At 61.3% G+C, this 25,191-nt stretch carries 24 protein-coding genes and 1 tRNA gene; 10 read left to right on the forward strand and 15 right to left on the reverse strand.

The annotated features are described in order from the left end of the window. Positions 1-12 precede the first annotated feature (12 nt). The 3 genes from PW792_05565 to PW792_05575 all read left to right on the forward strand — a co-directional run bounded on the left by PW792_05565 (position 13) and on the right by PW792_05575 (position 2,581). Positions 13-1,053 (forward strand): MBL fold metallo-hydrolase, encoded by a 1,041-nt coding sequence (locus tag PW792_05565; GenBank protein MDE1161400.1) that lies wholly within the window; start codon positions 13-15, stop codon positions 1,051-1,053. An 86-nt stretch (positions 1,054-1,139) separates the two neighbouring features. Next, positions 1,140-1,646 (forward strand): hypothetical protein, encoded by a 507-nt coding sequence (locus tag PW792_05570; GenBank protein MDE1161401.1) that lies wholly within the window; start codon positions 1,140-1,142, stop codon positions 1,644-1,646. Positions 1,647-1,681: 35 nt separating this feature from the next. Further along, positions 1,682-2,581: a rhomboid family intramembrane serine protease gene (locus PW792_05575; protein MDE1161402.1), complete on the forward strand. Its 900-nt coding sequence runs from the start codon at positions 1,682-1,684 to the stop codon at positions 2,579-2,581. 78 nt (positions 2,582-2,659) lie between these two features. Here the strand turns inward: PW792_05575 and PW792_05580 are convergent, their stop codons facing one another. The 6 genes from PW792_05580 to PW792_05605 all read right to left on the reverse strand — a co-directional run bounded on the left by PW792_05580 (position 2,660) and on the right by PW792_05605 (position 8,100). Beyond that, entirely contained in the window at positions 2,660-3,088 is a 429-nt protein-coding gene (locus PW792_05580; protein ID MDE1161403.1) for a helix-turn-helix transcriptional regulator, read from the reverse strand. A 149-nt stretch (positions 3,089-3,237) separates the two neighbouring features. After that, positions 3,238-3,465 carry a hypothetical protein gene (locus PW792_05585; protein MDE1161404.1) on the reverse strand — a complete coding sequence of 76 codons (228 nt, stop codon included), beginning with the start codon at positions 3,463-3,465 and terminating at the stop codon, positions 3,238-3,240. Between the two features lie 113 nt (positions 3,466-3,578). After that, positions 3,579-4,439, reverse strand: a complete 861-nt coding sequence (nadC, locus tag PW792_05590) for a carboxylating nicotinate-nucleotide diphosphorylase (GenBank protein MDE1161405.1) — start codon at positions 4,437-4,439, stop codon at positions 3,579-3,581. Between the two features lie 41 nt (positions 4,440-4,480). Then, on the reverse strand, positions 4,481-6,070 hold the full coding sequence (gene nadB, locus PW792_05595) for an L-aspartate oxidase (protein MDE1161406.1): 1,590 nt from the start codon (positions 6,068-6,070) through the stop codon (positions 4,481-4,483). Continuing rightward, positions 6,067-7,362: a quinolinate synthase NadA gene (gene nadA, locus PW792_05600; GenBank protein MDE1161407.1), complete on the reverse strand. Its 1,296-nt coding sequence runs from the start codon at positions 7,360-7,362 to the stop codon at positions 6,067-6,069. The genes nadB and nadA overlap by 4 nt, the downstream gene beginning before the upstream one ends. Positions 7,363-7,467: 105 nt before the next feature. Further along, positions 7,468-8,100, reverse strand: coding sequence for a TetR/AcrR family transcriptional regulator (locus tag PW792_05605; protein ID MDE1161408.1), 633 nt, complete (start codon positions 8,098-8,100; stop codon positions 7,468-7,470). A 140-nt stretch (positions 8,101-8,240) separates the two neighbouring features. Here PW792_05605 and PW792_05610 point away from each other — a divergent pair, with 140 nt between their 5' ends. Then, positions 8,241-9,053 carry an SDR family NAD(P)-dependent oxidoreductase gene (locus PW792_05610; GenBank protein MDE1161409.1) on the forward strand — a complete coding sequence of 271 codons (813 nt, stop codon included), beginning with the start codon at positions 8,241-8,243 and terminating at the stop codon, positions 9,051-9,053. A gap of 34 nt (positions 9,054-9,087) precedes the next feature. On the opposite strand, the gene PW792_05615 is transcribed toward PW792_05610, so the two are convergent. After that, a complete protein-coding gene (locus PW792_05615) occupies positions 9,088-10,002 on the reverse strand; it encodes an AraC family transcriptional regulator (GenBank protein MDE1161410.1) in 915 nt (304 codons plus the stop codon). 114 nt (positions 10,003-10,116) lie between these two features. Here PW792_05615 and PW792_05620 point away from each other — a divergent pair, with 114 nt between their 5' ends. Then, complete coding sequence (locus PW792_05620) at positions 10,117-10,476, forward strand: hypothetical protein (protein MDE1161411.1); 360 nt, start codon at positions 10,117-10,119, stop codon at positions 10,474-10,476. A gap of 122 nt (positions 10,477-10,598) precedes the next feature. Here the strand turns inward: PW792_05620 and PW792_05625 are convergent, their stop codons facing one another. The 4 genes from PW792_05625 to fabG form a co-directional block, all read right to left on the reverse strand. Next, complete coding sequence (locus PW792_05625; GenBank protein MDE1161412.1) at positions 10,599-13,007, reverse strand: Orn/Lys/Arg decarboxylase N-terminal domain-containing protein; 2,409 nt, start codon at positions 13,005-13,007, stop codon at positions 10,599-10,601. 590 nt (positions 13,008-13,597) lie between these two features. Then, the gene (locus PW792_05630) at positions 13,598-14,791 is read right to left on the reverse strand and encodes a PcfJ domain-containing protein (GenBank protein MDE1161413.1); all 1,194 of its coding nucleotides are present in this window, start codon (positions 14,789-14,791) and stop codon (positions 13,598-13,600) included. Between the two features lie 257 nt (positions 14,792-15,048). After that, positions 15,049-15,357: a hypothetical protein gene (locus tag PW792_05635; GenBank protein ID MDE1161414.1), complete on the reverse strand. Its 309-nt coding sequence runs from the start codon at positions 15,355-15,357 to the stop codon at positions 15,049-15,051. A 122-nt stretch (positions 15,358-15,479) separates the two neighbouring features. Further along, entirely contained in the window at positions 15,480-16,226 is a 747-nt protein-coding gene (gene fabG, locus PW792_05640) for a 3-oxoacyl-[acyl-carrier-protein] reductase (GenBank protein ID MDE1161415.1), read from the reverse strand. Positions 16,227-16,487: 261 nt separating this feature from the next. Between fabG and PW792_05645 the strand changes: the two genes are divergently transcribed. Together PW792_05645 and PW792_05650 are read left to right on the forward strand one after the other, a co-directional pair. Beyond that, complete coding sequence (locus tag PW792_05645; GenBank protein ID MDE1161416.1) at positions 16,488-18,065, forward strand: FAD-dependent thymidylate synthase; 1,578 nt, start codon at positions 16,488-16,490, stop codon at positions 18,063-18,065. Then, positions 18,065-18,454 carry a GxxExxY protein gene (locus PW792_05650; protein MDE1161417.1) on the forward strand — a complete coding sequence of 130 codons (390 nt, stop codon included), beginning with the start codon at positions 18,065-18,067 and terminating at the stop codon, positions 18,452-18,454. The genes PW792_05645 and PW792_05650 overlap by 1 nt, the downstream gene beginning before the upstream one ends. A 129-nt stretch (positions 18,455-18,583) precedes the next feature. Here the strand turns inward: PW792_05650 and PW792_05655 are convergent, their stop codons facing one another. Then, complete coding sequence (locus PW792_05655) at positions 18,584-19,294, reverse strand: queuosine precursor transporter (protein ID MDE1161418.1); 711 nt, start codon at positions 19,292-19,294, stop codon at positions 18,584-18,586. Between the two features lie 155 nt (positions 19,295-19,449). Between PW792_05655 and recA the strand changes: the two genes are divergently transcribed. Further along, positions 19,450-20,523: a recombinase RecA gene (recA, locus tag PW792_05660; GenBank protein ID MDE1161419.1), complete on the forward strand. Its 1,074-nt coding sequence runs from the start codon at positions 19,450-19,452 to the stop codon at positions 20,521-20,523. 48 nt (positions 20,524-20,571) lie between these two features. After that, positions 20,572-20,663: transfer RNA gene (locus tag PW792_05665), tRNA-Ser, on the forward strand. 71 nt (positions 20,664-20,734) lie between these two features. On the opposite strand, the gene PW792_05670 is transcribed toward PW792_05665, so the two are convergent. Together PW792_05670 and PW792_05675 are read right to left on the reverse strand one after the other, a co-directional pair. Next, a complete protein-coding gene (locus PW792_05670) occupies positions 20,735-21,868 on the reverse strand; it encodes an NAD(P)/FAD-dependent oxidoreductase (protein MDE1161420.1) in 1,134 nt (377 codons plus the stop codon). Then, entirely contained in the window at positions 21,865-23,403 is a 1,539-nt protein-coding gene (locus PW792_05675) for an FAD-dependent monooxygenase (protein ID MDE1161421.1), read from the reverse strand. Before PW792_05675 ends, PW792_05670 begins: the two co-directional genes overlap by 4 nt. A gap of 70 nt (positions 23,404-23,473) precedes the next feature. Between PW792_05675 and PW792_05680 the strand changes: the two genes are divergently transcribed. Further along, a complete protein-coding gene (locus PW792_05680; protein ID MDE1161422.1) occupies positions 23,474-24,151 on the forward strand; it encodes a TetR family transcriptional regulator in 678 nt (225 codons plus the stop codon). A gap of 89 nt (positions 24,152-24,240) precedes the next feature. On the opposite strand, the gene PW792_05685 is transcribed toward PW792_05680, so the two are convergent. Beyond that, complete coding sequence (locus PW792_05685) at positions 24,241-25,188, reverse strand: MBL fold metallo-hydrolase (protein ID MDE1161423.1); 948 nt, start codon at positions 25,186-25,188, stop codon at positions 24,241-24,243. Positions 25,189-25,191: the final 3 nt, after the last annotated feature.

A 25,191-nucleotide genomic window follows, 5' to 3' on the forward strand; every position in this document is an offset into this window, starting at 1 on the left:
TATTCTGGAAGCATGAAGATGTCCGTTTTAGCGTCGGGATCGAAGGGCAACTGCACCGTTGTCAGTGCAGCGGGAACCTCGATCCTGGTGGACTGCGGACTGAGCTGCCGAGAGATTCTGAAGCGTATGCAGCAGGTGGGGGAAGACCCCTCCAAGCTCGATGCGATTCTGATCACGCATGAGCATCTCGACCACATTGCCGGGCTCTCTGTCATGGCTCGCCGATTGAAGATTCCGGTCTTCTTTACGGAGGCCACACATCGCGCATGGCAAAGAATGACGCGGCCTCGGAGCACGATGACCTATGCCGCATGGTTGCGAAAGATGCAGGCCGAGAAGGAAGCCCGTGCGCAGGTTGTCGCGGATGCCACGTTTGCCGGAGGGGGGCTCGCAGCTACTCAGACGATGCTTGCTGAAGGCGAAGCAAGCATGTCAGAAGAGTCGATTGCGGCAGAGGATTCCGAGGCTCTGGAGATGCTTGTTTCGGCGGCGAACGAGGCGGAGTGCGAACCGACTGCGGAGAGCGGAAAACCAGACCCTGCATTTCTGCCGGTGGTGGAATATTTCCGTGCGGGACAGCAGTTCCAAATTGGGAATTTAACGATAAATCCTTTTACGATCCCTCACGACGCGGCTGATCCCTGCGGTTTTGTCTTCCATGCGGCGGCGGAGTCGATCCGGATGGCGGTGGCGACGGACCTGGGATATGTGCCGCCGAACGTGAAACTGGCGCTGAAGGGCGTGGACGTGTTGCTGCTGGAGTCCAACCACGATCTGGAGATGTTGAAGGACGGGCCGTACCCATGGAGCGTGAAGCAGCGGGTGTTGTCGCGGGTGGGGCATTTGTCGAACGCCGCGGCGGCGGAGTTCCTGATGCGGGATTACGACGGAGGTGCCCATACGATCGTGCTGGGGCATCTGAGCGGATCGAATAACCTGCCGGAGCTGGCGAAGCTGGCGGCGGATCAGGCGCTGGCGGAGCGTGGAAGTCTGCTGGGGAATCGTGTGGTTCTGGCCTCGCAGAGCGAGCCGATTGAGCCGATCTGCCTGTAGAGGCTGGGCGATTTCCGGCGTGAGACGATGTTTTTTGAGGCTTTCGCTGGTGTTTGGAATCTAGTAAACTAGCTGTAACGTCATCGATGCCTACAAACTCCTCAAACTCGCGCCGACTGCAAACGTGCACTGATCCTGTGATCGGAGCCATCCTGACGGGATGGCGCTACGACATTTCGCAGATTCCCGCGGACCTTCGGGTGGATTATGAAGCGCATTTGGCGGAGTGCTCGTTCTGCCGCAGCAAGCAGCGCCTGAACCGGACGGTGGATGCTCTGCTGCTTTCGGCGACGACGTTGTCGTTTGTGGCGTTTCTGCTGGCCGCGCTGGTACTGCGGCGGGTGGAGGCTGTTCGCCATCTGGCGTCGCTGCATGTGAAGCTGCATCCTGAGACGGCCGGGCTGTTTGCACGGTTACCGTCGACGGTGACGATCGGTCTGGAAGCTGTGGCGATTGCGGGTGTGGTGCTGTCGCTTTTGCTGTGGGGACTGGTCGCGATGACGACTCCGATGGGCGGCATGGTGAGTGCGGCTTTGCGGCAGCGTATGCGCAGCGAAAACGGCAACGACGATGACGTTGAGCACGCAGCGTAAACTGGCTGTGAGCTGAAGAAGGGCTCGCGCACCGCGTGAAGCAAAGATCCCAGGAATTAGAGTTCGAACGCGCCGAGTATGAGGCGCAAGCGCTTCCTGCCGAGGTTGATCCGGCTGCGGCGCAGGCTGCGTCGTGGTGGACGTATCCGGCGACGTACGGCCTGCTGGCCGTGAACGTGGTCGTGTTTGTGGTGATGTTCCGCTACGGGCCGATGATGACGGCGTTGCATCACCATGACTGGACGGCGGTGTTTACGTCGCAGTTTAGCGGCGAGACGCTGGCGCTGTTTGGTGGCTGCGACACGCAGATGGTGCTCGACGGGCAGTGGTGGCGGTTGCTGACGGCCTGCTTTGTTCACGGGACGGTGCTGCACATTGCGTTGAATATGTGGTGTCTGTGGAACCTGGGGCTGTTTGGCGAGAGGTTGCTGGGGCGCTATGGGATGCTCGCGGTCTATGTGCTGACTGGCGTTGCGGGGAACCTGATGTCGCTGACCTGGTCGATCATTACCCGGATGGATTCGCTGGTGGTGGGGGCTTCGGGCGCGATCTTTGGCATAACGGGCGTGCTGATCGTTCTGCTGTCGAACCGAGGGCTGGCCAAAGATGGGCTGAGCTGGGACGACATTCGAGGGCTGCGCACGCAGGTGGTTTTGTTTGCGGCGGCGAACCTGGTGCTGGGAGCCGCGCCGAACTTTGCTCCGATGCTTTCTACCGGCACGATGCGGATGCTGCACGTGAACCCGGCTACGATGCCACATATCGACAACTCAGCCCACATCGGTGGCTTTGTGTGTGGGCTGTTGCTGGGGTGGCCGTTGTTCAGCCAGATGACGCTGGGGAAGAAGGCTTACAGAGCGAGGCAGAAGGCCGTGTTCGCCTCGGCAGTGCTGGTGTTGGGGTTGATGGGGTATGCGCTCGCCCGGTTTGTCTAAGGGCCGATGCGAGGTTTGAGCAAAGAAATGGCACGGCCTGTGGGCCGTGCCATTTCTTTTTCGTGAGCCTGCTGTCTTTTAGAAGACGGAGGTGGTCGCGGTGGCGGCAAACTTGCGCACCATGGCGAGGAGAAGGCGACGGTCGCTTTCGGTCAGATTGGCGGAGTAACGCTGAATCTGGGTGAGGAAGCGGATCTCGTCGGCCGATAGGTTGATGCCGGGGACGTCCTTGATGGGGTCTTCGGCGAAGAACTGGCTGAGCGGCAGATCAAGCGCAGAGGCGATCTTCTGCAGGGTTTCGAGCGAGGGCACGGTGTGGCCGTTCTCTACGCGCGAGAGATAGCAACGCAGCAGACCGGTGCGCTTTTCGATGTCTCCCTGGGACATGCCCTTCTGGAGACGGAAACCGCGGATGGTGATGCCGATGTTGATCGGGGCCGGAGCGGCTGCGACGGTTTCTACCGAAGCTGCAGGCTCTGCCGGCAGCGCTGTGTGCATATGTGCCATTGACCACAAAGTAACTAGCGGTGAAATCGGAAGCAAGAGGAAAGTGTTCCGAAGACACGATGTTTCGTACCTTCGGAGATTCGTGGCGAGCGGTGCACTCGTGTTGATCGGGGTTCGCGGGTGCTTGAAGCAGGCATTGTGAGCACTGGTTATGCGGAGCTGGCCGCCAGAAAAGAGCGTGTTTCGGCGACGATTTGTTCGGCTACTCCGGGGGTGCGGATGAACTCCGAGCCCTGCATCGGGTCGCCGTGCTCGTCGTAGTACGTGCCGGTCTCTCCGGATTGGTTGAGGGCAACTTTCGTGATGACGCGTGCGGCGCGTTTCGGCGTGCTGAGGAACCTCATGAATGGCAGGAGTAGCGGAACGAGGACGGGCACGACGGTCTTGACGAGCAGGCGAGCGAGTGGCGTGGTGTCGCGCTAGCCGAGGCTGGTGGCGAGGGTGACGCCAGGTTCGACGGCGAATAGTCAATTACTGGCTGTCGAGTGCTCTAGGCGATGTCGAGGCCGAGGTCGAGGGCGCGGGTGGAGTGCGTGAGCGCGCCGACGGAGATGATGTCTACACCGGTGGAGGCTATGGCCGGGATGCGCTCGAGGGTGATGCCGCCGGAGGCTTCGATAAGGATGTGCGGTTGCAGGCTGCGGGCGAGGGCGATGCCTTCGGCGAGTTGCTCGAGGGTGAAGTTGTCGAGCATGAGCGTGTTGACGACGCCGGAGGAGAGAACGGGCTCGATCTGGTCGAGGCGATCAACCTCCACCTCGATGTGCGTGGTGTGGGGGAGGCTTTGCGCGGCTTCGCGGAGGGCTTCTGTCAGCGGTCGCTGGCCGTTTTGCGTGAGGACTGCGAGGTGGTTGTCCTTGAGCATGACGGCGTCGGAGAGCGAGAAGCGGTGGTTGTGGCCGCCGCCGCAGCGCACGGCGTATCGCTCGAACTGGCGCAGGCCGGGGGTGGTCTTGCGGGTGTCGGTGATGCGCGTGGAGGTGCCTTTCGTGGCGGCGACGTAGCGCGAGGTGGCCGTCGCGATGCCGCTGAGGCGCTGGATGAAGTTGAGGCCGACGCGCTCTGCCTGCAGCACGGCGCGGGCAGGGCCTTCTGACTTGGCGAGGACAGTGCCTGCTTCGAAGCGCTCGCCGTCGTGTACGCGGAAGGTTGTGGTGATGGCGCCGGTGAGGTTCATGGCTGCGGTGAAGATGTCTTCGCCGCAGAGGACGCCGGGTTCACGGGCGACAAGCTGCGCGGTGACGCGGGCAGAAGCGGGCAGGAAGGTCTGTACGCTGAGATCGCCCCAGGGAGCGTCTTCAGTGAGTGCGGCGCGGACGAGGGAGTCGATGAGTGCGGCGGAGGGCTTCATGATTAGAGCGGAGATTTCAGAGGGCAGAGCGTAGGAGAGGCCTAGCGGGAGGCGATGAGTGGGTTCTCTGGAACGCTGACGATGGTTGTGCGGTCGGCGTAGAGAAGCGAGCGCGCCCATGCGGGCGAGGGGTTCAGGTAGTCGGTGCGGTAGTGTGCGCCGCGGCTTTCGGTGCGGGCGAGCGCGGCGGTGGTGACGAGCCGGGCGATCAGGTGCAGGTTCGCGGTTTCGCGAGCGGCGATGGAGTCGCCGACGATGTGGGTGGACTTCAACTCGGCGAGCGCAGAGGCGAGGTCCTGGCCGTCGCGTTCGATGCCGACGGCTGTCCACATGAGCGACTGGATGCTCTGGCGGTCGATGGCCTTGGTTTCGGGGAAGACGGGCGCGAGGGCGCGGACTTCGTTGGCGTCAAACTCGGCGGGTGCATCGAGAGAGGCCGACGGCATGTGGTGTTCGCCGAGGAAGAGACCCGCGCAGCGCCAGGCGTAGACGAGGCTTTCGAGCAGCGAGTTCGAGGCGAGGCGGTTGGCTCCGTGGACGCCGGTGCAGGCGGTTTCGCCGACGGCGAAGAGGCGCGGCACGGAGGTGCGGCCGTAGAGATCGGTGCGGACACCGCCCATCCAGTAGTGCGCTGCGGGGGTGACGGGGATGGGATCGCGGGACCAGTCCATGCCACGACGGCGAACGGCGGCGTCGATGGAAGGGAAGCGCGTGCGGAGGAACTCTTCGCCGCCGAGTTGCGTGGCGTCGAGCATGACGGGTGAGCCGTGCTGCGCGGTCATCTGCATGGCGATGCCGCGAGCGACGACGTCGCGCGGAGCGAGTTCCGCCTGCGGATGCAGGGTCTGCATGAAGCGGTGACCGTGAGCGTCGAGCAGCACGGCGCCTTCGCCGCGAACGGCCTCGGAGATGAGGAAGGTTTCGGGGTGCGCGAGCGCGGTTGGGTGGAATTGGTAGAACTCGACGTCGGCGAGTTCGGCTCCGGCGCGGAAGGCGGCTGCGGTGCCGTCGCCGGTGGCTCCGGCGGGGTTGGTGGTGTGGAGATAAAGCTGGCCAGCGCCGCCGGACGCGAGGATCACAGCGTCCGTGGAGATCATGCGTGAGCGGCCGGCCTTGTCGATGATGTGCAGGCCCGCGGCGACGCCGTTGCGTGTGAGGATGTCGGCGACGAAGGTGTGTTCGAGGACGGTGATGTTCTTTGTCGCGCGCACGGCGTGGACGAGCGCCATCTCGATGGAGAGGCCGGTGGAGTCGCCGCCAGCGTGGAGTACGCGCGGGTAGGAATGCGCAGCTTCGAGGCCCTTGGCGAGTTCACCGTTGCGCTTGTCGAACTCGACGCCGAGGCGAATGAGGTCGTGAATGCGCGCGGGGCCTTCTTCGCAGAGAACACGAACAGCGGCGGGGTCGCAAAGGCCTGCGCCAGCGTTCAGTGTGTCGACGATGTGGGCTTCGGTGGAGTCGTCTGCAAAGTACGCGGCAGCGATGCCGCCCTGCGCCCAGCGCGTGTTGGACTCGGCCAGCTCCAGCTTGGTGACGAGCGTGACGTCGTGAGACTTCGCGAGTCGAAGCGTGGCAATGAGTCCGGCGATACCGCTGCCGACGACGGCGACGTGCTGGCGAGGTGTGCTCATGCTGCGCTCACAGGCTTGCCGGGAGCGAGAGCCAGCATGCGCTCAAGGGCGATACGGGCGTCGCTGGCGGTGGCTTCGTCGACGGTGATCTGGTTGACGAGTTCGCCGCGCTCGAAGCTTTCGAGCACCCAGGCGATGTAGCTGGGGTGGATGCGGTACATCGTCGAACAGGGGCAGACGATGGAGTCGAGGCAGAAGATGGTGTGCTCGGGGTGGTCGTTAGCGAGGCGCTGGACGAGGTTGATCTCCGTGCCGATGGCGAAGGTGGAACCAGCCGGAGCGGCCTCGATGGCCTTGCGAATGTAGTCGGTGGAGCCGTACTCGTCGGCGTCGTCGACGACCTCCATCGGGCACTCGGGGTGCACGATGACGCGGACGTCGGGGTGGCGCTGGCGAGCCATGCTGATCTGCTCGACGGTGAAGCGTTTGTGCACGGAGCAGAAGCCGTGCCAGAGGATGACCCGGGAGTCACGAAGCTGCTGGGCGGTGCTGCCGCCGAGCGTGACTTCGGGCTTCCAGAGCGGCATCTGCTCAAGCGGTACGCCCATGGCCTTGGCGGTGTTGCGGCCGAGGTGCTGGTCGGGGAAAAAGAGCACGCGCTGGCCGCGAGCGAAGGCCCACTCGAGCACCGAGCGCGCATTCGACGAGGTGCAGACTACGCCTCCGTGGCGACCGCAGAAGGCCTTCAGCGCGGCGGAGGAGTTCATGTATGTGACGGGGATGACGGGCTGGAGGCCGTTGGCGTCGGGCTGATCGCCGAAGAGCGCTGTCAGCTCTTCCCAGCAATCTTCGACTGAGTCGAGGTCTGCCATGTCCGCCATCGAGCAGCCTGCTGCGAGGTTCGGCAGGATGACGGCCTGGTCGCGGCGGGAGAGCATGTCGGCGGTTTCGGCCATGAAGTGGACGCCGCAGAAGACGATGGCTTCGGCGTTGGGCCGGGTTCGGGCGGCTTGTGCGAGCTGGAAGCTGTCGCCCACGAAGTCGGCGTACTTCACGACTTCGTCGCGCTGATAGAAGTGGCCGAGTACGACGAGGCGTTCGCCGAGCGCGGCTTTCGCGGCGCGGATGCGGAGGTCGAGTTCTTCGCGGGAGGCGTTGCGGTACTCGAGCGGAAGCACGCCCTGTTTGGGTGCGTCGGAGGGCAGGGGGTCGGCGATGGATGCGCCGGGGCCGTAGGTCTGGTCGGCGTCGTGCAACCAGGGGCTATCGTCGAGAGCTGCGGAACAGGTACTGCCGGCTCCTGCCTGTTCACCAATTTGAATCAGGTGGATCGTTTCGGGGACTGAAGGCACTGCGTGACTCCTGTGAAAGCCTTGCGTCGAGCGTCGTTGGCTCTCAACGTTGGATGAGCCACGCGCGGGAAAAGACGCTGCTTACAGGATACGCCTTTGCGCAGGTTACGAGTGGTTGCCGGGCCATGCAGCCATGGCGAATTGAATGACCCGGTTGAGGTCTTTGGGGGAGGCGCCGTTGGCGGCCTGGATGGAAAGTCCGGTGACGACCGAGGTGAAGTATTCGGCGAGCGCCGCGGTGTTGGTGTCGGCGGGGAGTTCGCCCTTGCGCTTGCCGCGGTCGAGGCGCTGCTTGAGCATGCGCGTGGCCTCGCGCTGCAGTCTGTAGAGTTCGTCGCGGAGTTCGATGGTGTCGGCGCTGCCGGTGAGTGCGCCCTGGACGAGGAAGCAGACTTGCGGTTCCTCGCCTTTGGGCTGAAGGCCGCGTGCGAGTTTGAGGCAGGCCTCGACGGCTTCGCGGGCGGTGGGCTGTGCGAGTGCCGTTTCGTAGACGGCGATGGATTGCTCAGCGTACATCACCATGGCCTGGCGGAAGAGCTCAATTTTGTCGCCAAAAGTTGCGTAGAGCGTAGGTTTGCTCATGCCGGTGGCCGTGGTGAGGTCGGTGTAAGAGGTGCCGTCGAAGCCGTGCTTCCAGAAGAGCAGAAGCACGGCGCGCAGGGCGATTTCGCGATCGAAGCCGCGAGGACGGCCGGGGCCTCGCTTTTCTTCTGCCGATGCTGGAGCGTTAGATCGCATAAGAATCAGATGCTCGATGATGGCATGCGGATGAATTTCCTACCGAATCGTAAAACAAAGTGCATCCGGGGCGGTGGTGGAACATCCTTTACCGAGCGGTAGGAAATTCATCTGCCGCCATTCAAGCTGAAGGATGTTGCATGAGCGAGAAGAAGCGTAGTGCGTTGGGTACGGCGGTAGTGACGGGAGCGTCGTCAGGATTGGGCAAAGTGTATGCGGACCGATTGGCTTCGCGCGGATATGATCTGCTGTTGGTCGCGCGTCGCGGCGACCGTTTGCGGGCGATTGCTACTGAGCTGGAAGCGAAGTTCGCTGTGAGTGTAGAGACGCTTGTGGCGGATTTGAGCGATACCGCAGGGATTGATGCGGCTGTGGCGAAGCTTGCTGTTGATGCGTCGATCACGATGCTGGTGAATAACGCAGGCACGTCGAATGTTCTGCCGTTGGCTCAAGCGGACGCTGCAACGCTGGCGAAGATGATCACCCTGAATGTGACTTCGCTGACGTTGCTGACGCAGGCTGTGTTGCCGGGCTTCTTGGCGCGCAATGCGGGCACGATCATCAACATCGGTTCGGTGGTGAGCTTTGCAGGGTATGCGTGGGTGCCGGTGTACGGCGGCACGAAGGCTTACGTGATGAACTTCACGCAGGCGCTGAAACAGCAGATCGCCGAGAGCGCTGTGCGACTGCAGTATGTGGCACCGTCGGGTACGGAGTCGGAAATTTGGGATGGCATGGGTGTGCCGAAGGAAGCGTTGGGAGAGCTGCCTCCGCTGATGGGCACCGAAGAGTGCGTGGATGCGGCGCTCGCAGGGTTGGATGCGGGCGAGTTTTTGACCGCGCCGAGTGTGCATGATGCGGCGCTGGTGAGCGCGTTTGAAGAGGCTTCGATGCAGCTGCTCGTGGCTTCGCAGCAAAGCAGCGCGGCCGAGCGGTACGGCCTGAAGAAGTAACGGGAGGCGCGGCGCTTGGGGCCTGGCGTCGCGCTCATCGCCGCAGATGGATTTGAGTAAAGACGCGGGGTGAGCAGCCTTCGGCTCGTTTAAAAGCGGTACTGAACGCGCTCGCAGATTGGAAGCCGATGAGTCGAGCGATCTCGTCGATGTTGCGTTGGCCTTGGCGTAATTCATCTTTGGCGAGAGCGATGCGCCAGCGTTGTAGATAGGCAATCGGACCGAGTCCTACGACGCGGGAAAAGCGCGCGGCGAGGGCAGAACGTGAGATGCCGCAGAGGCGCGCAAGTTTCGCCGTGGTCCACGAACGCGCGACAGCACTGTGCATCGCGATGAGAGCCTGCGCAATGACGGCATCGGCTAGGCCCGCGACGAGGCCTGGTTGCATGGATTCCGCTGGTGTCGCTCGACCGCGCAGGAGTTCGACGAGCAGCAGTTCCATCAGACGTGTGATCACGAAATCGCTGCCTGGGCCGGGAACGGTGGACTCCGCTTCGTTCATTCGAAGCAGGGTGCGGACGCGTTCGGAGGCGAGCGTGTCCGCGCTGAGATGCAGCACCTGCGGCAGCAGGCCGGTGAGCAGCGCTTCATTGGCGGAGTCGAAGAGGAATTTGCCGCCGCGGAGAATGACCTCGGGCGAAGGCTTGTTGCCGAGCGTCGCGATGGCGGCAGCCCTGGCGAGCACGGTTTCACTGTCCGTGGGGTTTGCGTGAAGGTCGGAGACGAGAGCAAACGGCGTTGAGGTGCGGATAAGGACGAAGTCGTCGGTGCGAAGCGACAGTGTTTCCTCGCCGGGACGCGTGAGCAAGCACTCGCCGCGCTCGACCCAGCAGAAGAGGAGGTCGTCGCGCTGATGAAAGGCAAGCCCCCAGCTCCCGGTGGCCTCGACACGCGTGAAGAGCGTGGCGGCGGGGCGCAGAAGCTGGATGAGGTCGAGAAAAGGGTCCATACGTGATTTGGACGTTTCGTAAAGATTTGTGGTCGATTCATTATCGTTTGTTTCGTCGCGAACGCCTAGCTTGGAGAAGTGCGGTGCCTTTCAGCCGCGACAAAGGAGAGTGAAATGACGGAAGAAGCGTTGATGCAGCTTTGGAACACGTATTCGGATGCGTGGTCTGAGAAGTCCGCCGAGAAGCGTGGGCAAATGTTGGCGGCAAGTCTCGCGCAGGATGTGGCGTTCACCAGTCCGGACGTGGATGATCGCGGCGTCGATCAACTAGAAGCGACGATGGTGGCGTTTCAGGCGGAGTACGTCGGTTATTACTTCCGGACGAACATGCTGCGGCATCAGCATGGGCAGTTGCTGATTGCCTGGACGTTGTTCGACGCGCAAGACGCCCCACTGCTCCTCGGCAATAGTTATGCCCGGCTCGATGAGGAGCGCGGCAAGATTGTGCGTCTGGCGGGGTTCTGGAAGCGTTAGCGGAGAAGGGTTCAGCGGGCGCGTTGAAACGCAGAATGCCTGCGGGACGAACACGCTAAACGGACAACGAAGAAGCCGTCGAACGCTCGAGCATTCGACGGCTTCTTTGTCGTTAGGAGGATCTATTCGGTCGAGCGGCGTACCGGGCGGCTGGGGAGGCGGTTGGCTTCTACCGGATCCTTCGTTTCGGTGGGCTTGCGCCTGGTCTTCGGGGCGGGTTTGCCGTCTTCGATTACGGCGCGCATCCAGTAGCTACCGTCTTCGTCGACCTCGATGCCATGAACCTCGCGTTCGAAGCCGGGGAAGCGCTTGGAGAACTCTTCCATCGCGAGGATTAGCTTGATGACCGGCGACTTCGGGCCGCCGAAGCGTTCGCCGGGCATCGACATTGGGATTCCCGGCGGGTAGGGCACGAGCATCACGGCGGCGATGCGGCCAGCCATTTCGCGGAAGGGGATGCGCTCGGTTTCCTGACGGACGAGCTTCTGGTAGGTCTGCGCAGGCGTCAGGACGGGGTCGAAGTCTTCGTCGCAGGCAGCGTTGACCAGGCCGGGGAGGTTGAGTTCGATCATCGCCTCGTGCATCTCTTCGGAGAGTTCCCGCAGGGAGAGATTGCGGTAGCGGGCGGGGAACTTCTGCACCAGCTCGGGCAGAGCTTCGAGGAGTGGAGCGTCGGTGTCGTAGAGGCGCTTGAACTCGAAGAGGTTTTCGAGCAGCGAGCCCCACTTGCCCTTCGAGGTGCCGACGGAGAAGAGCACGAGCACGGTGTAGTCGCCGGTACGGGCGATTTCTACGTGGCGAGAGTCGAGGAACTCGGTGAGGATGGCACCGGGTATACCCCAGTCGCTCATGATGCCCTGCGCGTTGACGCCGGGGGTGAGGATGGTGACCTTCGCCGGGTCGAGCATGCAGTAGTCGTCGGGCGAGTCGAGGCCGGAGAATCCGTGCCACTCGTCGTTGCCCTTGACGAGCCAGCAGGAGGGCTCGGTGGCGAGGAGCTCGTCCTCTGCGTCCTCGAAGAGGATGTTTTCGCCGGTGGCCGGGTCGGTGACGTGCTCGGGCTGGTAGACGTCGAAGAACCACGTTGGGCCGTTGTCGGTTTCGAGCAGCAGGCGGCGCGCAACGGAGCTCATGGCCTGGCGGAAGCTGATGGCGTCGGCGAGGGTTTCGTCCATGAGCGTGGGGCCGGCGGGCTCGTCCATCATGGCGGCGGCGACGTCGAGGGAAGCGATGAGCGGATAGAACGGCGAGGTGGTGCCGTGCATCATGAAGGCTTCGTTGAACTGGTGGAAGTCGAGCGGGTCAGTGTCGGAGAGCTTGACGTGGACCATCGAACCCATCGAAAAGGCCGCGAGCATCTTGTGCGTGGACTGCACGGAGAAGATGGTGGGGCGGTTCTCCATCTCTTCGGGCACGCCCATCGCGTAGCGCGAACGATAGATGGGGTGGAACTTCGCGTAGGCGTACCAGGCTTCGTCGAAGTGCACGCGGGCGACGGAGTCGCGGAGCTGCTCGACGACCTGATCGACGTTGTAGCAAAGGCCGTCGTAGGTGGAGTTCGTGATGACCGCGTAGGTGGGCTGCTGCGAGTGCGCGCCAGCGGAGGACGGGCTGCGCTGGATGAGCTCCTGCACGGACTCCGGCGTGAAGCGCTTGAGCGGCACGAGGCCGATCATGCCGTAGCCATTACGCGTCGGCTTGAAGTACACGGGGCGCGCGCCGGTGACGGTCAGCGAGTGACAGATGCTCTTGTGGCAGTTCGCGTCGGCGAGCACGATGTCGTCCTGCGCGATGACGCCGTGGCCGACGATCTGGTTCGAGGTGCTGGAGCCGCCGAGGACGTAGAAGGTCCAGTCGGCGCCGAAAATGCGCGCGGCGTTGCGCTCGGAGTCGCCCGGAGGCCCGATGTGATCGAGCCACGAGCCGAGCGGGGCAGAGGAGATGCCGAGGTCGGAGCGGAGGAGGTTTTCGCCGAAGAAGCGATGGAACTCCTGCCCGACGGGGTGCTTGAGGAAGGCGACGCCTCCCATGTGTCCGGGCGCGTCCCAGGAGTAGGCGGACTGGTCGTTGTACTTGACGAGCTCGCGGAAGTACGGCGGCAGAAGCTGCTCGTGGTAGCGCTCGATGGCGGTGTCGAGACGCGAGGCGATGAAGGCCGGGGTGTCGCCGAAGAGGTGGATGTACTCGTGGACCTGCTTGACGACTTCGAGCGGGAGTTCGGAGACGAGGGTGCGGTCGGCGATGAGGAAGATCGGCACCTTCTTGTTGCGGTGACGCACGCCGCGGATGATGTCGAGCGCGGCGCGTTCTTCGAACTGCGAGTTGGTCTCGAGGTCCCAGTCGAGGAGGATGGCCGAGTAGCTGGGGTCGGAGTTGACGAGCGAGATGCCGTCTTCGGGCGAGGTGGTACGGACGACCTCGTAGCCTTCGTCGCCGATGGCGTCGACGAGACGCTCCATGGCCCGGTCGGAGACCGAGTCGGTTCGGCCGACTTCACTGGCAATCAACAACACCCAACGCTTGTCGCTCATGTACTTCTACCCGCCTTGCAAGGACTGCTGTGTGCGCCTCCGGGAGCGGAGCGCACAAAACGTTATCTTATCGCGGATTGATTGCAGGGATGTGAGGGGAGGGGATTGCGGGGAGTCTGCAATCGGCATAGAGAGTGTTGCCGGCTGATGATTATCATGAGCAGTTATTGATTTATAATTTTTGAAGCAGATACACGGCTTCTTCAGTGCCGCCTAACTGATGCGATGTTGATCTCTCATGACAAACGGGAACTCGTGAGGCCCTCCAGCTTTAAACATGACTTCTCAAGTCGTGTTTGTTGTGCGGAGATGTGCCGTGGCTCGTTCTAAGCGTCAACAATCCAATCTGTGTTTTTCTCAAGTAATCAAAAGCCCTTTATTGCCTTTCTTAACTGCTTTGCTTCAGCTGATTACGGAATTTGTCCGCCATCATCGATAGTGATGCGGATGGCCGTCTGCGCTTGGGTGACTGCTCATTTGCCTATTCCCTGAGTGACTCAACTTAGCGTCACTCAGGGCTTTTGCTGTAGGAATTAACTTATTCCATTACAGATGCTTGGTCTTGCTCCTCGGCAACTGGCGTTTCGATATTAGATTGCCACCTCCAATCTTTCGCGCTGTGCCCATTCGTGGAGAAGCTGCATGGGTTTGGCTGTGGGGCGAGCGTTAGCCTTGCCGCGGGCTTGGATGATTTTGCGGCGTTTCGGGTCTACCTCGATGGTGATGACGTGTTGCACGTGTTCTTCGCGCCAGAGGCGAAGTGCCCAAATGCTGGAACCGCCGCGCAGGCAGGCGTATGCGTAGCTGGCAACGCAGTGACGCATGGCGCTTCCTTCGCGGCGTAGTTGTTCCTGACTCGTGAGTTCAGAAAGTTGCCAGCGGCGTGGCTGTTCTGATTCGTCGCGTGGTGGCTCTATGACAAGCATTGGCTTGAAGGGGGCTGGTGTCCACGAGAACGAGCCTGTGCTGTGACCTAGGTTTTTATGCCACTCGTTCACGAGGCGCAGTAGTGATGGCACGGAACGGCCTTTGATGGAGAAGGCTGGTTGAATGGCGCCAAAGTTGACTAAGCCGGGCGTGTCGGGTGGGAAGCGCACGGCTTGAATGTAGTCAATGATGGGGCCGACTTGTTGTAGATCGAGTTCGTTGGAGTGGTTGACGAAGAAGACGAGAACGGTGCGCCAGAAATCGCCGTTGCGCAGATCGTGAGCGAGGTGCGTTGCCATGACTGCTTGCGTGAGTGCTGGAGATGCGCCGAGGCCGAGGAGTTCGGCGCGGCGAAGCGCATGCTCGATGGTGAGGTGATGTTGTGAGGCGAGGAAGATGTGCTCCATCATGCGCGTCATGGCGATTGGCAGATTGAGCGAGCGGAAGCTGACGCCGCAAGAGTGTTCGAGGAACCAGCGGCGGAGGTCGGGGGCATTCGCCGCAGTGGAGTACCAAGCCGAGGCGAGAAATTGGGGGACGGGATACTGGCCGAACAGATGGCGCGCGAGTGATGCGACGGCAACGCGCCACGAAGATGCAGTGCCGCTCCAGTCGGCGGGAGAGCGGACGTGCGGTGATCGCGTCAGGGATAGGTTGACGAGGGCTTCGACGCCTATGTGGCGCGAGTCGACGATGGGCGCTTCGAAGAGTCGGGGCGCGCGGGTGCGAGCGTGGTGAAGAAGCTCGCGGAAGGTTGCAGATGCAGAGGGATCACAGGCGAGTTGTGCGTAGGCGCGATGGATCGCGCGATCGGTGCGCAGTTTGTGATCCTGAACGGGGCGTTCAGGCCAAAGCATGATGTTCTCCAGAGTTTGTCTAAGCCGGTGTTGAGCCGCGCCGCGAGGGCGCTGACGTCAAAGCCAAACGCGACGGAGCGTGTGCCCGTCGTTTGGCTGGTTCTGGAACCGGATTAGCTCTTGAAGAAAAACATGGTGAGATCAGGGTATAGAAAACGGCTTGCGATAGCTAGAGATTCTTGCTTAGCTGCGAATTACCCAAATTGAAGTCCACGGATATTTTCGCGGTTTAAAGCATCAGCCTAGCGTTGATTTTTTCATGCTCTAGCTGACATGGTCACGCTGAAACCCGTTGGAGAGGAAGAGAACTGATCAAAGCCATAATTGCTTAAGGCTTCCTCTATTTCCGCAGTGAATTTCGCACCTACTACTTCTAATGTGTCGTAGGGTGAGTGCGATGAGTACTCGCCATGGTGCAGGTCAATCGAATCCATTTGAGCGATCAATAGATCTTCGGGCGAAAAACCTTCGTAAGAGTTGAAGATTGTGACGCCCTTGAGATGGTTTTGTCCTCTGTGCTTGGCCCAATGTGTTTCAGTTGCTGTTCGGTTTGCAGCAGACTCCACAATCCAGACCGGTCCTCTTGCTGTGAGAGCAGAGAGTTTAGGCCCGAAATTGATGTCAAGCACTACTGTGAGACAGGTTGGCATACGAGAGCCCATTTCTGATCGAGCATGTACATGGGCGATTAGCCCATGTACATGCCGCCGTTGACGTCGAGGGTGTGGCCGGTGATGTAGCCCGCGTTGTCGCTGGCGAGGAAAGTGACCGCGGCGGCGATGTCGGAGTCGGCGCCGTAGCGGGCGAGCGGGATCTGCGAGAGGATGCCGGACTTCTGGTCGTCGGTGAGGACGTGGGTCATCGGGGTTTCGATGAAGCCGGGGGCGACCGCGTTCACCGTGATGCCGCGCGAGGCGAACTCGCGGGCGAAGGACTTCGTCATGCCGATCATGCCAGCCTTCGAGGCTGAGTAGTTGACCTGGCCTGCGGCGCCGGTTTCGCCGACGACCGAGGTGATGTTGATGATGCGGCCCCAGCGGTTCTTCATCATGCTGGAAATGACGGCCTGGGTGAGCAGGAAGGCGCCGGTGAGGTTGGTGTTGAGCACGTCGTTGAAGTCAGCGAGCTTCATGCGGAGGGCGAGGCCGTCCTTGGTGATGCCCGCGTTGTTGACGAGGATGTGGACGGTGCCGAGGTCGGCGATGATCTGCTTGGCGGTGGTCTTGATGGAGTCTTCGCTGGCGACGTCGAGCGAGTAGGCGCGCGCGGTTCCACCAGCGGCGGCGATCTCTGCGGCGACGGCTTCCAGTTTTTCTGCGGAACGGGCGGCGAGGGCGACGGTGGCTCCCTGGGCGGCGAGTTCGAGCGCGATGGCGCGGCCAATGCCCTGTGAGGCTCCGGTGACGAGGGCGATTTTGCCGGTGAGGGTGCTCATGTGTGCTCCTGAAGTAATGTACTCCGGTATTAGATCACCGCAGGTGGGGAGGATGTTGGGAGCACGAGCGAAACAGGCGGAGCAGAAGGGAATAAGGAGGCAGAAGCGAACACGGAGGTCACAGAGAACCACGGAGGGGCACGGAGATGCGGTTGCTGCGGTGTTTTGTGTGTGGTGCTGTACGACTTTTCGGCCTGTTTTCAACAATCGCCCAAATAGGCGAGAAGCCGCGCTGCCAAAGGCTATATTCTGCTTCCAGTTATGCCCGACCCAGAACTCGTCGCCCCTGCCGCCCCTGCCTCTGAAAACTCCACCGATGTTTACGCCATTTATGGTGCTGAACCCGAAGTGCTTGCGTACGCCATGGCGAAGTATTCGCGCTCGGCGCTGACGATGCGCGAGTCGCTGGCGGAGATAAGCTCGCAACGTGCAGAGCAGTTTCTGAACACCTTCTACTTTCAGTACGGCCATCGCTCGATTGCTGATCTGGCGCACCTGCCGTTTGCGATTGAGCGGTTGTCGATGCTGGCGGCGATTGCGCTGGTGGATGAGTCGCGCTGGGATGGTCAGGAGCGGTCGACGCGGTACCAGGACTTCCGGCGCTCGGGTTGGTACACGCCTCCGCTCGAGGGCGAGCACCGCACGGCGTATACGGCGGCGATGGGCTCGTTGTTCAAGAGCTATGACGACCTCAGCCTGGGGATGCTGGAGGCGCTGAAGCGCGTGGTTCCGCGGCCGGAGGAGATGCGCGAGGAGGCGTACGTGCGTACGTTGAAGGCGCGGGCGTTTGACGTGGCGCGGTATCTGCTGCCGCTGGCGACGAACACGTCGCTGGGGCAGATTGTGAACGCGCGCACGCTGGAGACGCAGGTTTCCCGACTGCTTTCGAGCCGTTTGACGGAGGTTCGCGAGTTGGGGGAGAAGCTGCGTTCGGCGGCCAGCGAGCCTGCCTGGAACGTGCAGCGCGACAAGCTGGAGCAGATGGCGGGCGAGGGCGTTGTGCCGCAGGAAGCGACGCGCGAAATTCTGCAGGACCTGATGCCGTCGGTGCGGGTTGCTCCGACGCTGGTGAAGTATGCGGAGCCGAACCAGTACCAGATGGAGTCGCGGCGTGAGTTGCGGCAGGCGGCGAAGGAGTTGATGGGCGATCAGCCGATCTACGGCGCGCCGCTGGTGGATCTGCTGGACGACGATGAGGCGATGGAAGTCGAGATTGCGACCTCGCTGCTGTACCCGTACTGCCACTACTCGTACCGCCAGATTCGCGGAACGGTGGGCGCGATGGGTGAGTTGCGGCGGAACGAGATTATCAAGCTAGCGGCACGGCATCGCGGCCAGCACGATGAGCTGTTGCGTGGCTTCCAGTCGGGTGATGGCTTCCGTTTCGACATCTTGATGGATATTGGCGGCTTCCGCGATATGCACCGGCATCGCCGGTGTGTGCAGTTGATCCAGGACTTCAGCGATCTGCACGGATATGAGGAGCCGACGTGTCCGGGGCAGCCGACGCTGGAAGAAGCCGGGCTTGCTGAGGCGTATCACGGAGCGATGCAGGCTGCGCACCTGGCGTACCGCGAGGCGTTGACGAGTGATTCGGCCGACGCCGAGGCGAATGCAGCGTATCTGCTGCCGATGGGTACGCGCTGTCGGGCGATGTTCAAGATGGACTTTGCCGAGGCGCTGTATATCTCGGAACTGCGGTCGGGGGTGGCGGGGCACTATAGCTACCGGCGCGTAGCGTGGGAGATGTATCGGGCGGTGGCTCGCAGGCACCCGGCTCTGGGTGAGCTGTTTCGGATTCAGGATGTGACGGAGCCGGTGGATTTGCTGAAGCGATAATGACAAGCGAGCGACTAAACGAGATTGCAAAAAATGTGCTGGATGCGGCCTTTCGTGTCCACACAGCGTTTGGTCCTGGGATGCTTGAGAGTGCTTATGTGGCTTGCCTGATTTTTGAGTTGGCGAAGGCCGGGTTGGCTTTTAGGACAGAAGTGCCTGTGCCCGTGATCTATGAAGGCGTAAAGCTTTCGGATGTTGGTTTCAAGATTGACATCCTTGTCGAAGAGGAACTGGTTCTTGAGATCAAGTCCGTGGAAGCCATTGCCCCCGTCCACCTTTCACAGCTGGTGTCTTATTTGAAGCTTTCGGAGAGGCGGCTTGGGCTGCTGATCAACTTCAACGTTGAACGGTTGCGGGATGGAATCTATCGTCGGGTAAATGGATTCTGAGTGACGGTCTCAGGCCATGGGGTCGTTGTGGTGAGGTGGAATGAAAGCCTCGACGCAACGAGCGCCAAGAGCGCGAAGGATACGCGACGGAATCTTGGCGTAGCTTGGCGCTCCTTAGCGAACTTAGCGTCAAGGCTTTCCGCTTGCGGAGCCGCCAAATCGAAACGGATTGAAGTTCGTCCGAGTGTCGAAGGTATCGATGCCCTCCGCCCGCTTCAGCCCATTGATTACGAGATAGGTGAACGGTGTGGCAAGCACCTCGTAGGCGACCTTCAGCAGGTAGCCCGTGATGATGATGTTTGCGAGCTTGTGCCAGGAGACGCTGCCGCCGAACGCGATCAGGATGACAAGGGTCGTGTCGACAGCCTGTCCGACGACTGTGGAGCCGACCGTACGCGTCCAGAGCCAGCGGCCGTTTGTGAGGACCTTTAGCTTGGCCATGGTGAAGCTGTTGGCGAACTCGCCCGCCCAGAACGCGGCGAGGCTGGCGATGAGCAGGCGCGGCAGGATGCCGAAGACTGTAACGAATGCCTGCTGGTGGTGGAACTCAGGGTCGGCTGGCAGCGCGATGACCAGCGCGGAGACGCCGTACATGAGCGCTGTGCCGCAGAAGCCCAGCCAGATGGCGCGGCGGCTGGCCGCGTAACCGTAAATCTCCGTGAAGATGTCGCCGAAGATGTAGGTAATGGGGAAGAGGACCATCGCGCCCGAGGTGGTGAACGCCGGGATGGGCCCGAACGGGCCGATGCGGACAAGCTTCTGCGCGACGAGGTTCGCGACAAGAAGAATGACGACGAAGGAGGTCGTGAGCGCGTCGAGATAGCGGAAGCGGGTCTGCATGGTTTGAGTGGATTTAGAGTATCGCGGGAGGTGGCCGGTGGGAATTTCCTTGGAAGACTTTCGCTTTTTATTTGCTACTGCTCGGATTCGATGCTAGACTCCATCTTGCTGACCCCACCCTGAGCTTTTACGTGGCAATAAAAGGAGAAATACCCGTGGCAGACGACCGCAGCAAAGCAATTGAAACCGCACTTTCGGCGCTGGAAAAGCAGTTTGGTAAGGGTTCCGTGATGCGGCTTGGCGCGAAGGATGCCGTCGTGCCGATTTCAGTGATTTCAACGGGTTCGATCTCGTTCGATGCAGCCCTGGGCGTGGGTGGCGTGCCGCGTGGACGCGTGATTGAGGTCTTTGGGCCGGAGTCGTCCGGTAAGACGACGATCACGCTGCAGATCATTGCTGAGGCGCAGAAGGCCGGTGGTCTGGCGGCGTTTGTGGATGCCGAGCATGCTCTCGATCCGGTTTATGCGAAGAAGCTTGGCGTGGACGTGGACAATCTACTGGTCAGCCAGCCGGATTACGGCGAGCAGGCGCTGGAGATTACGGAAGCCCTGGTTCGTTCGGGCGCGGTCGATGTGCTGGTAGTGGATTCGGTCGCTGCGCTGGTACCGAAGGCTGAACTTGATGGCGAGATGGGCGATTCGCACGTTGGTCTGCAAGCACGACTGATGTCGCAGGCCCTGCGTAAGCTGACCGGAACTGTCTCGAAGTCGCGTACCTGTCTGATCTTCATCAACCAGATTCGCGAGAAGATTGGCGTGATGTTTGGCAATCCTGAAACGACGACCGGTGGCCGTGCGCTGAAGTTCTATTCATCGGTGCGTATCGACATCCGCCGTATTGGCGCGGTGAAGGAAGGCGACGTTGTCGTCGGTTCGCGTACGAAGGTGAAGATTGTGAAGAACAAGGTGGCGGCTCCGTTCCGCGATGCCGAGTTCGACATCATGTACGGCGAAGGCATTTCGCGTGAAGGCGATACGCTGGATCTTGCAGTGGTGAACAATATTGTGGACAAGTCGGGTGCGTGGTACTCCTACCAGGGTGAGCGCATTGGGCAGGGCCGCGAGAACGTTCGCAACTTCCTGAAGGAGAATACTGACACGTTTGCACGCATCGATGCAGAGCTTCGGAAGAAGCTTGGGATCAAGCCTGCGAACGTTGCGGATATGCCTGAAGCCCCGGCAGAAGGCGCTGCCCAGGCAGAAGCCGTGGTCCGTGGCCGCAAAGGATAGTCCGCTAACTTTTCTGCACAGGCAAGTTGCGGTAAAATAGCTGTAGACGGACAGGTGGCAGAGCCCGGTTGAATGCACCTGACTCGAAATCAGACGTAGTCGTAAGGCTACCGGGGGTTCGAATCCCTCCCTGTCCGCCATTACTTTCAAGCAGTTATAACGATTGAGGCCCGCAAATGCGGGTCTCTCGTTTTGTCTGGATGGCTGTTCGTTACTGACTTTGCTGGCTGTTTTTGAAGAAGTCGAGCAGGCTTTGCGGGGCGTTGTCGCCGAAGAGCACTTCTTGCAGGCGGTTGGCTTCGACCGCTTCGGCAGAACTGCGTGGGAATAGTTCCCGTTCGTACGCAAGTAGCGCCGCTTCTATGTCATCAGGGGTGGAAGCGAGGACTCTGGCAAGCTCGGCGCCGTCGTACATGGCGAGGTTCGCGCCTTCGCCAGATGGAGCCATCAGATGTGCGGCATCGCCCAGCAGGGTAACACCGGGGATGCGTTCCCACCTGTGTTCGGTGGGTAGGGAGTAAATTGGGCGAACGGCGGGAGCAGTCTCGCCGTCGGTGATGAGCGCTGTCAGCTCTGGGGCCCAGTCAAGGAACTCTTCGGCAACACGGGACAGGGTCGCCTCTGGGGTGGAGATGTCGAGGCTTACAAGCCAATCTTCTGGCTTGCGTAACGCGACATAGGTGTGGAGGACGCCGTTCGGCTCGCGGTGGGCGAGGATGCCTTTCCCGGGAGCTACGGCCATAAGCGCTCCTCCGCCGACGGCCTTTGCGCTTGCCTGATGACGGTGGTCGCAGTCGTGCAGGTACGTCTCTATGTAGGTGATGCCTACGTAGGTTGGCTTTGCGGGAGAGAGTAGGGGACGGACCTTTGACCAAGCTCCGTCCGCACCTATGAGCAGGTCAGCCGTCACAGTTGTGCCGTTCGTGAAGGTCACGAAGTGTCGTCCCTCGCCGAGGGAAGAGACTGTTGCGACTTTGTGTCCCCAGCGAACAGTGTTGTGGGGAAGAGATTCGAGGAGGATGCGGCGAAGCTCGCCTCGAGGCGCTTCCGGGCGGCCGCCTGAGCCGTCGTCGGAGTCTTCGAGCAGGACACGGCCTTGTTTGTCGAGCACCCGCGAAGCCTGACCGCCGGGATGGACGATTGCGAGGAGCTCGTCATAGAGGCCTGCGGCCTTGAGGGCGAGTTGCCCATTGTTTGTGTGGATGTCGAGCATGCCGCCTTGCGCGCGCGCTGTGGCCGAGGCTTCTGCTTCGTAGACTACGGCGGGGATGCCACGAGTGTGGAGGACGCGTGCAAGCGTCAGGCCGCCAAGGCCGGCACCGATGATGGTAACTGGAGTGTTCATGCTGCCTCCTTCGTGGATCGAGTCAACCAGCGGTCTGCTGCCTGTCGGAGAGAGGACTCGTTGGGTTCGCGATCGGAAGCCCATGCGATAAAGCCGTCCGGGCGTATGAGCAATGCGCTCATCCCGAAGGCTTCTTTCGCGTGACCAGCGACGTATTGCAGGGCTTCGCCGTACTCAGTTACCAGCGATTGCAAGGATGGGTTGGAGCCGAAGTCGAGCAGCAGGCTGCGACCGTCGCGCAGGAGGTCGCTGACCTTGCTTCCGTCTTCCAGCTCAAAGTTGGGGACGCTGTGACCGGCTAAGGGATGGTTGTCGCCGAGGTCGTAATGAGCGGTGATGCCCCACACTCGCCCTGCAATGTAGGTGGCGCCATCGCTTGTGTTCAGCAGATCACGGAGTATCGCGTTCAGCGCACGTGCCGCTGGATCAGGGCGCATGACGGCGACCTGTGCGCGTGACCAGTCCAGCACGTTTGCGCCAAGTGGATAGCGTTCGGTGTAGTAGGTGTCGAGCAGGCCTTCCGGCGCGTTGCCGCGAATGGTCGCGGCGAGCTTCCAGCCGAGGTTCATGGCATCACCGATGCCGAGGTTCAGCCCCTGACCTCCGAGGGGAGCGTGGATGTGCGCGGCGTCCCCGGCCAGTAGCACGCGACCGTTGCGATAGGTTGTGGCCTGACGCGCGCGATCTGTCCAGGCGGTTGCGATGTGCAGGGCACTGAGCGTGACGTTGGTGTTCGAGATGCGACGCAGCACCATCTGAATATGCTCCAGTGTGATCGGCTCGCCCGAGCTGTGGAAGGCCCCGCCGTCAAAGTCCTGGATCACCAGAAAGTCCGGCTGGGATTGCAGATACATGCCTCGTTCGGTCACGTTTCGACCAGGGTTGAGCTTCTCGGGGTCGATGAGGTCCGCGTGAACCGAGTAGCCGGTAAACTCCGGTTCGGTGCCTGCGAACTCAAAGCCGCCGAGCTTGCGGACAACGCTCCGGCTGCCGTCGCAACCAACGAACCATCTTGCCTGGAACGTGTGCTGTTCGGAGTTCACGCTGACGGCGTTTTCCGTCTGGTGGAGACCGGTGATGGGAAGGCCGCGCCGAATCTCTACGCCAAGCTGCTGCGCGCGGCGGGCGAGCACCGTTTCCATCTCCTGCATCTCGGTGAGCAGGCTGGGGCTGGTGGAGCCGGGGAGCCGATACTTCCACTCCGTGGTGTCGATATTGCCAGAGTGAATGGGGATGCCGGCGAAGTGACCTACCTGTCGGCGTGCTCCTTCTACGGCGTTGGCGTGAGGGTTTTTGATGCGTTTGTGCAGCTCAAGCTCTTGCAACAGCCCACGGCGGTCGAGTGCTTCGATGGTGGGAGCGGAGAGACCTCGCAGACCGAAAGGACGTTGTTTCAGGGGCGAGTCCGGGTGGCTCATCTTTTCTAAAACGAGAACGGAGCAGTTGGCGAGCGCGAGTTCGCAGGCGAGGAAGAGGCCGACGGGGCCGGAGCCCGCGATGACAACGTCGTAGACCGGGTTGGATGGTGTTTGCATAGGTATCTGCTCGCGTGGAACGTCATTCCATTTAGATTGGAACATTGTTCCATTTGTGTCAAGATGAGGTATGGCTCAAAAGACACAGAGCGGCGCGCGGCGTGGAGACGCGCTCTCGCGGGAACGTATCGTGGAGGCTTCGATCGAGTTGCTGGACCGCAGCGGGGAGGGCGGTCTGACCTTCCGTGCGCTGTCAGAGCATCTGGCGACTGGGGCGGGAGCGATCTACTGGCACGTTGCCAATAAGAACGATCTTTTAACAGCTGCGTGCGATGCCATGATCTCGCGAATGATGAGCGCGGCTGTTGTGACGACGCCGGAGGCGACGATACGCTCTGTGGCGGCGGGGGTTTTCGATGTGATCGACGATCACCCGTGGGTAGGTTCGGCGCTTACGAGCACTCCTGGGATGGCGCCTATTGTGCGTGTTCTCGAACGCATTGGACAGCAGGTTCGTGCGCTTGGCGTGCCGGAGGAGGAGCAGTGGGCGGCGGCTGGAACGCTGATGGCGTACATCCTTGGCGTCAGCAGGCAGAATGCGGCGAATGGCGAGCTTGGACGCGCGAAGGGGTTGGACCGTGCAGAGTTTCTGCACTCTGTCTCGATGGCATGGTCGCAGCTTGATGCTGTGGAGTACCCATTTGCGCGCAGCGCTGCGGGGCGAATGCGTGATCATGATGACCGCGAGGATTATCTTGCCGGGATCGATCTGATCCTGCGCGGGATTCGATCAGCCGGGAGTGAATAACCGTCTGCGCTGAGATCGCTCGTTCTGCTGCAAACACGATGGCCCACGACTTGATTCGTGGGGCCATCGTGTTTGCAGGAAGGGGCGATTTACTGTGCGCTGGTGTCGGGATCCTGGTAGACGCTGCGTACAACGCCGGAAGCATCGGTGCTGTGCCAGTCGGGATGCTCCTGCTTGAGTGTCGCGCTGACTTGCTTGCCTGCCTCGTCTGCGCTGACGCCGTGGGCTTTGAGCGCGAGAGCTCGGGTGCGTATCTCTGCGATGAGTTTGTGTTCTGAGGCGACGAGAGTTCCGTCACCGGGTTCGCTGTGATCAGGGACGACGTGGGTCGGGTGCCGTTCTGCAATTTTGTCGACGACGTGCAGCCATGTGGTTGGTGTGCCGCCTTTGCCGAGGGCGGTGTAGATCGTCGGCATGGTGTCGTTCTGCACCACGTCGCCGGAGATCAGGGTTGCATCTGGCTCGACGAATGTGAGTTCATCGCCTTCTGTGTGTGCGGGGCCGAGCCACAGCAGGCTGACGATTACGCCACCGCCCAGATCGAGCTTTGCTTCGTTGTGAAAGGTGACATCGGGCGTGCGAAACGTTGTGCCCTGGAGGAGTTCACGGTTGTCGGCAGACCGGCTGGCGAAGAGTTTTACCATGTCCATACCGTAGCGCTCGACCTCCATTTGCTGGATGTCATTGCGAATCAGCGTCGTACTGGCAGGGAAGTCTTTGTCCCCGGCGGCATGTTCGGGGTGGAAGTGGGTCGTTGTGAGGAAGAGCTTCTTGCCGGGTGCAAGCTTCTCGGCAAACCCGGCGGCCATTGCGCCCATCTTCGGACCGAGGCCTGTGTCGACGACGAGCACGGAGCGCGCGCCGACCACGATGGCGATGTTCGGATTGCCTTTGATCATCCAGACATGCTCGGAGATATGAATGGGCGTGTCCGTGACTCTCATCTTCCACTGATGCGGGTCAGAGGATGTAGTCTGCGCGGCGGCAGGCAGGAACATCCAAGGCATGGCGAGGAGCAGAGCAAACGACATCTTCATGCC

It is taken from the genome of Acidobacteriaceae bacterium (assembly GCA_028283655.1).
Lineage (GTDB): Bacteria > Acidobacteriota > Terriglobia > Terriglobales > Acidobacteriaceae > Granulicella.

Coding starts and splice junctions, on each gene's coding strand:
- nadC (MDE1161405.1), bottom strand. CDS start 4,439: ATGAAGCCCTCCGCCGCACTCATCGACTCCCTCGTCCGCGCCGCACTC.
- PW792_05570 (MDE1161401.1), top strand. CDS start 1,140: ATGCCTACAAACTCCTCAAACTCGCGCCGACTGCAAACGTGCACTGAT.
- PW792_05620 (MDE1161411.1), top strand. CDS start 10,117: ATGACGGAAGAAGCGTTGATGCAGCTTTGGAACACGTATTCGGATGCG.
- PW792_05625 (MDE1161412.1), bottom strand. CDS start 13,007: ATGAGCGACAAGCGTTGGGTGTTGTTGATTGCCAGTGAAGTCGGCCGA.
- PW792_05580 (MDE1161403.1), bottom strand. CDS start 3,088: ATGGCACATATGCACACAGCGCTGCCGGCAGAGCCTGCAGCTTCGGTA.
- PW792_05630 (MDE1161413.1), bottom strand. CDS start 14,791: ATGCTTTGGCCTGAACGCCCCGTTCAGGATCACAAACTGCGCACCGAT.
- nadB (MDE1161406.1), bottom strand. CDS start 6,070: ATGAGCACACCTCGCCAGCACGTCGCCGTCGTCGGCAGCGGTATCGCC.
- PW792_05650 (MDE1161417.1), top strand. CDS start 18,065: ATGACAAGCGAGCGACTAAACGAGATTGCAAAAAATGTGCTGGATGCG.
- PW792_05670 (MDE1161420.1), bottom strand. CDS start 21,868: ATGAACACTCCAGTTACCATCATCGGTGCCGGCCTTGGCGGCCTGACG.
- PW792_05680 (MDE1161422.1), top strand. CDS start 23,474: ATGGCTCAAAAGACACAGAGCGGCGCGCGGCGTGGAGACGCGCTCTCG.
- PW792_05565 (MDE1161400.1), top strand. CDS start 13: ATGAAGATGTCCGTTTTAGCGTCGGGATCGAAGGGCAACTGCACCGTT.
- PW792_05605 (MDE1161408.1), bottom strand. CDS start 8,100: ATGCGATCTAACGCTCCAGCATCGGCAGAAGAAAAGCGAGGCCCCGGC.
- PW792_05685 (MDE1161423.1), bottom strand. CDS start 25,188: ATGAAGATGTCGTTTGCTCTGCTCCTCGCCATGCCTTGGATGTTCCTG.
- PW792_05645 (MDE1161416.1), top strand. CDS start 16,488: ATGCCCGACCCAGAACTCGTCGCCCCTGCCGCCCCTGCCTCTGAAAAC.
- PW792_05615 (MDE1161410.1), bottom strand. CDS start 10,002: ATGGACCCTTTTCTCGACCTCATCCAGCTTCTGCGCCCCGCCGCCACG.
- fabG (MDE1161415.1), bottom strand. CDS start 16,226: ATGAGCACCCTCACCGGCAAAATCGCCCTCGTCACCGGAGCCTCACAG.
- PW792_05675 (MDE1161421.1), bottom strand. CDS start 23,403: ATGCAAACACCATCCAACCCGGTCTACGACGTTGTCATCGCGGGCTCC.
- PW792_05655 (MDE1161418.1), bottom strand. CDS start 19,294: ATGCAGACCCGCTTCCGCTATCTCGACGCGCTCACGACCTCCTTCGTC.
- PW792_05610 (MDE1161409.1), top strand. CDS start 8,241: ATGAGCGAGAAGAAGCGTAGTGCGTTGGGTACGGCGGTAGTGACGGGA.